The organism is Daejeonella sp. (assembly GCF_049655485.1).
GTDB lineage: Bacteria > Bacteroidota > Bacteroidia > Sphingobacteriales > Sphingobacteriaceae > Daejeonella.
Genome location: NZ_JBASJU010000381.1, coordinates 1 through 9,516, shown reverse-complemented (window position 1 = coordinate 9,516; position 9,516 = coordinate 1). Strand labels below are relative to the sequence as shown.

The 9,516-nt window shown below is 40.4% G+C and carries 8 protein-coding genes; 1 reads left to right on the top strand and 7 read right to left on the bottom strand.

Annotated elements, in window-relative coordinates; genetic code table 11:
- Positions 1 to 215: 215 nt before the first annotated feature.
- The 3 genes from WBJ10_RS15630 to WBJ10_RS15620 all read right to left on the bottom strand — a co-directional run bounded on the left by WBJ10_RS15630 (position 216) and on the right by WBJ10_RS15620 (position 3,329).
- Positions 216 to 863, bottom strand: coding sequence for an HAD family hydrolase (locus WBJ10_RS15630; protein ID WP_424291952.1), 648 nt, complete (start codon positions 861 to 863; stop codon positions 216 to 218).
- A 69-nt stretch (positions 864 to 932) separates the two neighbouring features.
- Positions 933 to 2,720, bottom strand: a complete 1,788-nt coding sequence (locus WBJ10_RS15625; RefSeq protein WP_424291950.1) for an ATP-binding protein — start codon at positions 2,718 to 2,720, stop codon at positions 933 to 935.
- 3 nt (positions 2,721 to 2,723) lie between these two features.
- Positions 2,724 to 3,329: a YfiR family protein gene (locus tag WBJ10_RS15620; RefSeq protein ID WP_424291948.1), complete on the bottom strand. Its 606-nt coding sequence runs from the start codon at positions 3,327 to 3,329 to the stop codon at positions 2,724 to 2,726.
- A gap of 141 nt (positions 3,330 to 3,470) precedes the next feature.
- Here WBJ10_RS15620 and WBJ10_RS15615 point away from each other — a divergent pair, with 141 nt between their 5' ends.
- Positions 3,471 to 5,426, top strand: coding sequence for a TonB-dependent receptor plug domain-containing protein (locus WBJ10_RS15615; RefSeq protein ID WP_424291946.1), 1,956 nt, complete (start codon positions 3,471 to 3,473; stop codon positions 5,424 to 5,426).
- 80 nt (positions 5,427 to 5,506) lie between these two features.
- Here the strand turns inward: WBJ10_RS15615 and WBJ10_RS15610 are convergent, their stop codons facing one another.
- From WBJ10_RS15610 to WBJ10_RS15595, 4 genes are all read right to left on the bottom strand, one after another.
- Entirely contained in the window at positions 5,507 to 6,088 is a 582-nt protein-coding gene (locus tag WBJ10_RS15610) for a pentapeptide repeat-containing protein (protein WP_424291944.1), read from the bottom strand.
- A 78-nt stretch (positions 6,089 to 6,166) separates the two neighbouring features.
- A complete protein-coding gene (locus WBJ10_RS15605) occupies positions 6,167 to 6,553 on the bottom strand; it encodes a hypothetical protein (RefSeq protein WP_424291942.1) in 387 nt (128 codons plus the stop codon).
- Between the two features lie 34 nt (positions 6,554 to 6,587).
- On the bottom strand, positions 6,588 to 6,860 hold the full coding sequence (locus WBJ10_RS15600) for a DUF4242 domain-containing protein (RefSeq protein WP_424291940.1): 273 nt from the start codon (positions 6,858 to 6,860) through the stop codon (positions 6,588 to 6,590).
- A 780-nt stretch (positions 6,861 to 7,640) separates the two neighbouring features.
- Positions 7,641 to 9,146, bottom strand: coding sequence for an FG-GAP repeat domain-containing protein (locus WBJ10_RS15595; RefSeq protein ID WP_424291938.1), 1,506 nt, complete (start codon positions 9,144 to 9,146; stop codon positions 7,641 to 7,643).
- Positions 9,147 to 9,516: the final 370 nt, after the last annotated feature.

The window sequence follows — 9,516 nt, the reverse complement described above, 5'->3', positions numbered from 1 at the left end:
CGCTTGCGCCTTCAAAACGATATACTTTAACTATTTCAAATTCTCTCGGGCTCAGAGTGATATCACCACTCCTAAGCTCGTTATTGTGGATGTTGAAATCATGAGTGAATCCCTCTTCTTTCAACTTGTTTAATGTTCCCACAAGTGTTGGCTGTTCTGTTGGATTTGGCATATGGGGATAACAGTGGGAGGGATGGAATTGTTTTTTGGAACACTTATTCCCTTTCCAAAAGTCCCGTTCCGTATAAAAACCCATCCAAGGTTTCCTCCGCCGTCAATAAATGTGTATGTAGCCCCAAACCAACCGCTGTTTTAATGTGTTGCGGACTGTCATCAATAAACAAGGTTTCTGCCGGGTCAAGATTGTGAGCGTCCAGGACGAACTGGAATATATCGGGATTAGGTTTCCGCATTTTCATTAGATGGGAATAATAATCCTTTTCGAAGAAAACTTCATTTGAGGGAAGATGGAATTCATTTTTAAGATACTCCATGATCCATTTATAATGTATCTCATTATTATTGCTCAAGAGGAAGGTGCGGTATTTTTTCTTGGCTTTCAAAAGGAGCTCGTGTGTACCTTCCGGAACGCCTATCAGAAGTGTATTCCAGGCCAAATCAATTTTTTCATCTGATAAATCGGGCTTCTCTGTGATCCTGCGGATGCCATCCCGAAACTGTTGCGACGAGATAAGGCCCTGTTCAAATTCATCAAATAAAGGGTCGTGGCCTGTGTGTGCAAAAAAACGTTCGACGTTTTCAATGCCAAGTTCGGTAAAACTGTGCTGGGTTCGTTTAAAATCGATCCGGAAAATTACATTACCGTAATCGAAAATGATGTTTTTAATATTTTGAGTATTCATTCCTTATTCTGAAAAAGGTTCTTGATGGCTGCAAGCTACAACTTATAGAATAGAACCTTAATATCTGACTTAAGCTTCTAAAGCATTTGTGGAAAGTTTTGGCAGATAGAAATAGAACTCCGAACCTTTGCCTTCCACCGTATTTAATTGAATCTTACTATCATGATACCGAAGTATTTCAGAAACGATAAAAAGCCCTATTCCAAATCCGGAAATAGTCTTGCTTTTTTCATTCTCCACCCGGTAGAATCTGGTAAATAATTTCTTCTGGTCATTAAAGCTAATTCCGTGGCCCTGGTCTTTGACGAAAATTTTTACCATGGAGCCTTCAACTCCGCAGCCCACGGTTATGGTAGTTTTGTTAGGGGAATACTTTACCGCATTGCTGATGAGGTTTATCAGAATCTGCCCAATCTTGTCTTTATCAGCAGTTACCAGAAGATCTTTACATGAATCCAGTTCGATATGGTGTGAGCTGTTTAATAGTTTTGCCTCAATCACGGATTCATGAAGGAGGGCGCTCAGGTCAAAGGTTTCTTTTATAAGTTTCAGTTGCCCCTGCTCAATCTGGGCCAGGTTAAGAAAATCTTTAATCATAGATGCCATTTTGCTGGCCTGAATGTCCGCCCTTGTTAGCGCATTTATCACAAAAGCATCTGAGCCTTGTTTGGTTTTGCTCAAGACAAGCTGCACATACGATTTGATACTGGTTAGGGGGGTTTTCAGCTCGTGGCTGATGATTGCGATAAAATCATTTTTCCGCTGTTCATCCAACTTTTGCTGTGTGATGTCAAGTACAGAGCCGATAAAACGTACCGGTTTATTTTGTTCATCAAAAAACACCTTTCCTGTTGCTTTGACCCATCGCAATCGCTTATCAGTACTTCCGACAGTGCGGTAATCCATATCAAATTCGCCACCTGTCAGTTCCTTGTCAAGTGCATTCTGTATCCCCACTAATACTCGTTCCCTATCCTCTTCATGAAGCCCAGGCAGAAAATTTCCATCATAACTTACGGGTTCATTAGTATAAATTCCGAAAAGTTCCCTGCAGCGCTGGTCCCAGCTTAGTTCTCCTGATTTAAGGTCAAATTCAAAAGTACCCAGTTCGGCCGATTGCGTAGCTACACGCAAGTGTTCTTCATTCTTTACAATCTTTTCATTTTGCGCCTCAATTTGGCTTAACATATAATTAAACGCATCTGTTAGGGAACCTACTTCGTCGTTGCCCCATTTATCAGCACGAATTGAGTAATCTTTTTTTACGGAAATACTCCTGGCAGTATTCTCCAAAGAAATGAGCGGGTCTGTAATAGTCTTTTCGAACATCCTGGATAGAAAATATCCAAGCGTCAAGGTCAGGACGATAAGAAATAAAGCCACCAGGATATGAAAGCGCAGTTGAGCATTGAGTCCATCCAGGCTCGAGCGTATATATAATGTGCCTAAGAACAACTTTTCCTGGCTAATCGGTTCGAAACCCTCAATAGAAGTGGTTTTAAAGGAGTACCCATTGCTTTCAGGCTTGGAGGGAAAAGTAGTATCGCTGGCTGTATCAGGATACTTAGCAAAAACGTTCCCTTCCGCATCGTAAATACAGGCGGCATTAATATACTTATCAGCATCAAGTGCGCTGAGGATCTCAATGGCGTCCTCTTTACTATGAAAAGCAAGTGCTGCGGAACTGTTGGACGCTATTACTAAGCCAAGGGTAGAGACTTTTTCCCGTGTGGATTCCCTAAAACTTAGGTATTCAAAGATAATATAGGATGTTGACATTAAAAGCAGGGCGGCTGTCGAAGTAAATAATATACTCCGCATGACTTTCTGCTTTATCGATACGTCCTTAAATGTCATAGACTATTTTGAATCGTAAATACTTGAAATGCTCAGAAGTTTGGAACTCATGCTAAACCTAGCCGCCCGGGCTTGTTCGATATTTATCTGCATTCGCAGTTTGTTGTCTTCTTTGAAAAACCTGACTAATCCGCCCCAGCGGGCAAAATTTGGATTGTCGCTTACTGTAAGTATACCCCGACGGTTTATGGCTGTAAGCTGATTTTTCATATCGGATGCATCCCGGACAGAAACATAGAGAATATTGCAATTTGTTATTTCAGACCTGTTGTCAAGGCGTCTGACTATAATAGGCCGGCCATTCAGCTGCTCACCCTTTACCAGTTCGAGAATTCTATCGGCTAAACGATCTTCGTTGAGCACGCTGATTACAAAGGGTGCTGTATTTGAGCGGGGGGTAGGTGATGGAGGCCAGTCCACGAACCGGGTAAAATTGTAAATAAAAGCTGCCTTTAATTGATATTCGGTCGCTGACGGTGTTTGCGCAGCCAAGTCAAATGGGAGCAAAAAGATTATAGCAATAGCTATTGGCCAACTCTTTAATCGTGTCAGCCAGTCATCTTTAAACATACCGAATCCCTGCCTAAGCAAATCAAAACTATTAAACATCTATTTAATTAAGACAAATTGACTGACGGATTGTTGGTCACAATCTCCATTTAATGATATATTTGCAAATATACATTTCTAAAAATAAGGCATTGTACAACAATTGATGTTTAATTAGCGCATCGGCTGTTGAGATTTAGGATGAAAGATAGCACTATACTAATTAAAAATAAATTCGCTTACTGTATATTCTTTTTATACGCATTACTGACGGCGCCAGCTTCCATTTATGCCCAGGAGGACACTTTGTCAGCCGCTGAGATAAAGAGACTAAGTTTGGAAGATTTGATGAATATAGAAGTTACATCAGTCTCCAGACGCCCGGAAGACATACGTGAAGTTGCTTCTGCCATTCAGGTTATCACTCAGCAAGATATTCGTAATTCGGGTGTTAAAACTCTCCCTGAGGCCTTACGTTTGGCAAGCAATTTACAGGTTGGGCAGGTCAACGCCAGCCAGTGGGCAATTAGTGCGCGTGGATTTACTAATGTATTAGCTAATAAGCTGTTGGTTCTCATCGATGGCCGGACCGTATTCACGCCTTTGTATGCAGGAGTTTTCTGGGATATTCAAAACCTGATACTTGAAGATGTAGAACGGATTGAAGTGATCAGTGGGCCAGGAGGAACTCAATGGGGTGCAAATGCAGTCAACGGAGTTATCAATATTATTACTAAAAGCTCAAGAGACACCAGAGGGATATTCGCGGAAGTTGTCACCGGCAATACGGTAGAAGGCCTTGGCAGCCTGCGTTACGGAGGAAACTTAAACGAGAATGTTACCTTCAGGTTATTTGGTACCGGGTTTAAAATGGGGAATACAATTGAAGCAAATACCGGATTGGAATCCAAAGACAAATGGTCGAGCATGCATGGGGGCTTTCGGGTAGATTGGGCACCTTCGGCAAAAACCAATTTATCCCTGCAGCAAAATATTTATAAGACGAGGCCTAATCCGAATGCAATTGCGACTAAAGGCAAGGCTATAGGCGATAACACGATACTCCGATGGAACCAAAAGAGCAGCGATAAATATGATTTCCAGTTGCAGGCATACTATGATTATACGCAACGACTTTATCCAACCGGTTTAGGAGAGCGATTGAGAATATATGATCTCGATTGGGATAACCGTCTTTCAGTAGGCGAAAGGCATATCCTTTCTTTTGGTGCAAACATCCGGATACGGGACCATGAGGTGGATAATCTGCCGCTTTCTAAGTTTTTGCCTGCTGAACGCTTTTTGAATCTATACAGCGTTTTTGTACAGGATCAGATTTCATTTGCTGAAGATAAAATCAAGTTCACCATAGGATCAAAAGTTGAGCATAACAACTTCACCGGGATTGAGATTCAGCCAAGCGCCAGGTTAAGCATTTCAGCCGCGAAGAACCAGACAATTTGGGGAGCGGTTTCAAGGGCGGTTAAAACCCCTTCACGCTTAGATGAAGATATCGTGATTTACGCAGATCCAACAACAGTTTTTTTAAGTGGGGGAGAGGATTTTAAATCGGAGACTGTCGTGGCCTACGAATTAGGATGGAGGGGCCAGTTGATAGATAAATTGTCTTTATCGCTGTCTTCTTTCTATAATCAGTATGATTTTATCAGGAGCGCTGAGCCGCCAACTCCGCCTGCTGTCCGTCCTAATATTACACTCGGAAACGGAGTAAAAGGAATAAGTTATGGAGCCGAGTTGGCTGGTACTTATAAAGTAAACGATTGGTGGTATCTGAAGGGTGGCTACACCTTATTCCGTAAAGAACTTGAAGTGAAGTCAACCAGCCGTGACTTAAATAAAGCATCAGCGGAGAGCAACGATCCCGGTTACCAGTTACAATTCCAGTCAAACTTTAAGTTTAGCGAGCGCTTCGATTTAGGCGTTACTTACCGTTATATCGATAATTTGCCAAGGCCTTATGTCCCTGCTTATGGCAGTCTGGATTTAAGGCTGGGTATGAAATTCCTGACTTTTTTCGAATTCAATCTGGTGGGCCAGAATCTACTTGATGATCAACACCGTGAGTTCATTCCTTCTGCACCGTCACCAAGACAGATTGAGCGGGGTGTTTATGGAAGATTGACGTTCACGTATTGATTTGAAAGAGGCGGCTTAAACTTTATTAATTTCTGTCGGATTGGTCTCCAATTTTTCCTTCCAAATTTTTCAGTGTTGCATTATACATTGCCGTCAATTATTAAATCATACTTTTCTAAAAGTCCCGAAATTCCATGAATTGAAAACCTGGCTTTTTTAATCCGGTTAATTTCCGGGTCTATTGAATAGTTATAGGACGTTCGAAAATCTGCATTTTCAATAATCGTTTTGTCGAAAGTTGCTCTAGTCAGGTCGCAATTCTCAAACAGCGAACCGGTCAGGTCACACTCTGTAAAATCCGTTTCCTGTAATTGTGTATTGCTGAACTTTGTTTTTTTGATTTTTGGCTTGTAAAACACCGAATGATTTAAACTACAGTTTTCAAAGCTAAAGGAAAGTCCGAATTCGTTACAACCTTCAAAATGCAATCCCAGCATTTTACAATCCCGAAATTTGATATCCCGCAATGCGGTTTTCGTTAGTTTAGCCAGACTTAAATTGCAACCTGAAAACTCACAATTACTGAACTTGAATTCGGAAAGATCCAAATTAGAAAAGTCGCAGTTGAGAAAGCGGCAATCCTCATATTCTCCTTTTGTTGGTGGAGTGCTTTTAAAATCAGACTTTTCCAAGGTTTTGTCGGTGATGTATATTTGTTCCATGTTTTGTAATTCCGTTCGCTTGCATTTCAGCTTTTACATTATTTCCTTATTCCCTTGCAGGACGAAAATACTTGTTTTTTACTTTTTACCTGATGCTGGATTGACATTCGAAACAGGATTAACAAAAACCACATAGCCGAACAGTAATGCAAAAGCCAAATATATAACCAGCGCCGTTATAGCGATATAAGATATACTCGGAAGTCTGTAGGTGTATTTAAGCAAAGCCAATCCTGCAACAAAGAAGTGTCCAAAGTTTCCGACAGCCACTGGTTTGCTAAAAATACCGCCTATTAAGTTCCCTTTGGCCATCCAATTCAACATCGCGAAGCCAAAATAAAGAGCCCCGCCTAATTGTAGAACTATAGAACTGCCTGCAGGTAAGTCAAAATAATTTTCAACTTCCTGGGGAAGTAATGAAAGTGTTATTCCAACTATTCCAAGAAAGAAAGCACTCGCAGACATGAGTAATCGGGTATTCACTGTTTACGCGCTTGCATTATTCCGCAGTTGTTGGATCAATAATCATCTTTACCTCACTTACGGAATTCGCTGGAAAGCCTCCCTGTTTTGCATGTTCACGAACCATTTCTTCATTTGGTGCTATGTAGACGCAGTAGATTTTATCATTTGTCACATAGCTTTGAAGCCATTGTATTTGAGGTCCCATATTACTTAGGACACCACAAGAAGTTTGCGAAATGCCCTTTAATTGTTCGGCAGTCAATTTTCCCGCTCCGGGAATTTCTCTTTCAATTACATATTTTGGCATATTTTCAAATCTTAGTTCCTACTCGTGTGGTTTTTCGGTGGCACCCCGTTTTTTTGAATGGTCGCTGGTCTCCATTATATCATATGAATTTAACAATTATTTATAAGCCGCAAATGATTTTAATAAGCACTTAAAATTCGGAGTATGGCCCCAAAAGTTCAGCCGTAGTCGGTTGAGGAGCGCAAGAGTAAAATTTCATCCTCAAATCAGTCCGCCCCAGGCGGAAATGAGCGATGATTGTTCACTTGGTTATTCCAGTTCTCTAGGAGCAGCCTATGCAAGTCGTCGGATTGGTTGATCTTTGGCCGCTCTGAAGCTTTTACTGTTGTTTTGTAGCTTAGCTGACCTTCGCTAACTTTGTATCGATCCTTGATTCAACAACAAACTTTTTAATCTGAAACTAATCTCACCGATCTGCTTGATGGAGGAGTGAAGTCCGGGTTTAATGATTATGATATGTCCTTTTTTTACGAAATGACTTGCATTTCCCCTTAAAAGGAGTCGTTACGAATATTTTAGGACACTTGGACGGATGGGATTTTTTGGTTCTAACTCAACCTTATTCCTTTAAAAGGCCAATGATGTTGCCTTAAAAAAGGTAGCTTGGAATATCACATAGTGGGTATATAAATATTAAAAACCTAGCTCCTATCTGACTGCAGTATAAGGGGCAACAATTGAGAAGGGAGAAATCTATCTCCCTTCTTTTAGTCAATCAATTAATTAAAGAACCTAAAAGGTCCCCAAGGTGGTGTAAAAACTTAGGTTGTATTGTGAGAGTTAAAATTTCACAAATTTACCGTTGTCATTTCGCCATTGTAAATTATAGTATTTATCCTCTGTTACAATGTCTTTATCTCCGTCATTATCTATATCAAAACACCTTAACCAATCAACCCAAAACCAGCTTAGCCTACTATCAGTTAACACAATATTATTGGTAATAAGTGAGCTGGTTGCGTCAGTGAAAGAGCCATTCGCATTTTGAGTTAGAATTTGAATATTCAAACCATGATAGATTTTTTGGGCACCCGTACCATCTCCCTGTCTGTCCAAAATAATATCTTCTTTTCCATCCCCATTAACGTCTATAAAGTTAATATCTATAACGATTCCCCATTGTGAGATACCTGTAATTACATTGGAATTGCTAGTTGAATACTTACCTAAATAACTACCCCAAAACACAGTAGTTTTCGCATTTTCGTGTTCATGCCCTGCAATTACAAGATCTAAGTAGCCATCTTTATTAAGGTCATAAATTTCCGAAGTAAAATAGTTAAGATTAGATACAGTTGAAGGGAAAATATCAGTATTGAGTGAAAAGTTTCCCGAACCTCCATTGGTAAAAAGTTTCGAAACACCCTTAGTATCCGTGAAGAATACATCAATGTCTCCATCATTGTCTATATCACCCGAACTCGCAGAGTGATAAAAACTACCTTCAAATCCCATGTCTGAGGAGGTGAACACCCCATTATTGTTCATCAACAGCTTCGCCTTTTCACCAGGAAAGGGCGGCTTGTCATATCCATGGCCCACTAAGACTGCATCCATCCAGCCATTCTTGTCAAAATCTCCTAAAATGGCTTTACGTGGATGGACAAGGCCAGGTGTGCCCACCAGCTTACTTGAAGATTTTTCGACATATACCCCGCCATCATTCGATAGATAATTGATCGGTCTAGGAGTACTAGATAGACCTACTCCATCAATGTAACTTAAATTCCCCATTAAAAGATCCTCATCGCCATCCTTATCAAAGTCATAAAAAGCTCTCGCCAGATATCCCCCGGGATAAAATTTCAATGTCTGGGGCACCTTCGTAGCATAATTGATCCAGGTTTTAGCATTGGATTTGTAATAATAGGAAGTTGTATTATTCACATTGGCCAAGGGCGAAATTCCCAATTTAATAACTTGAGCAGCGTAGTCAGAGCTAGTGCCATCCTCTGCTTTCACCGTGAAAGTTACTGTGTTTGCGAAGTTAACTTTTGTTGTACCGCTGATTTGTTCCACGGTACCTACATATAATTTCGATTTTGCTGCCAACTTGAAGGTCAAAACGAATTCACGTTCAATTACGTTTCCTGGAATGTCGAACTTAACAGTGCCGGCGTTGACAAGACCCGTAACGTCCCCTGGTAGTGCAGGGTTGTCGGCTGTTAAAAGTGTCACAGAGGTGATCGTTTTGTCTGAAGACTTTGGAATTTCAGCCACAGTCTCTGTTTTCTTACACGCTCCCAATGAAAATGTGAGCAGGCATAATAATAAAATTTTCTTCATACAGTTAAGACTTGTTCCCATAATATTATCTTAAAAAAGGTTACTTGTAATTAACAAAGCTATTTGGTTGCTTTAGTCCAAACAATACCCAGAATTTGGTATATAGAGATCTAAATCTCTATCTAGAGGCACTAGTTCCAAACTTTTGCAAATACTATTTTAGATTTCAAATGGATTTGTGTAAAATTGCAACCTCAAATCATGCTGCCTTTTGGTGGAATGAGCGCCCATAGCTCAGTTGGTTAGAGTAGAAGACTCATAACGCAATTTTAGTAATCCTCACCGTTTTTCAGACCATTCAATTCTAACATCAATTTGCCGTTATTATAGCTTAAATGCCTGTTTTCCTTATGTTTTCAATTGAGACATG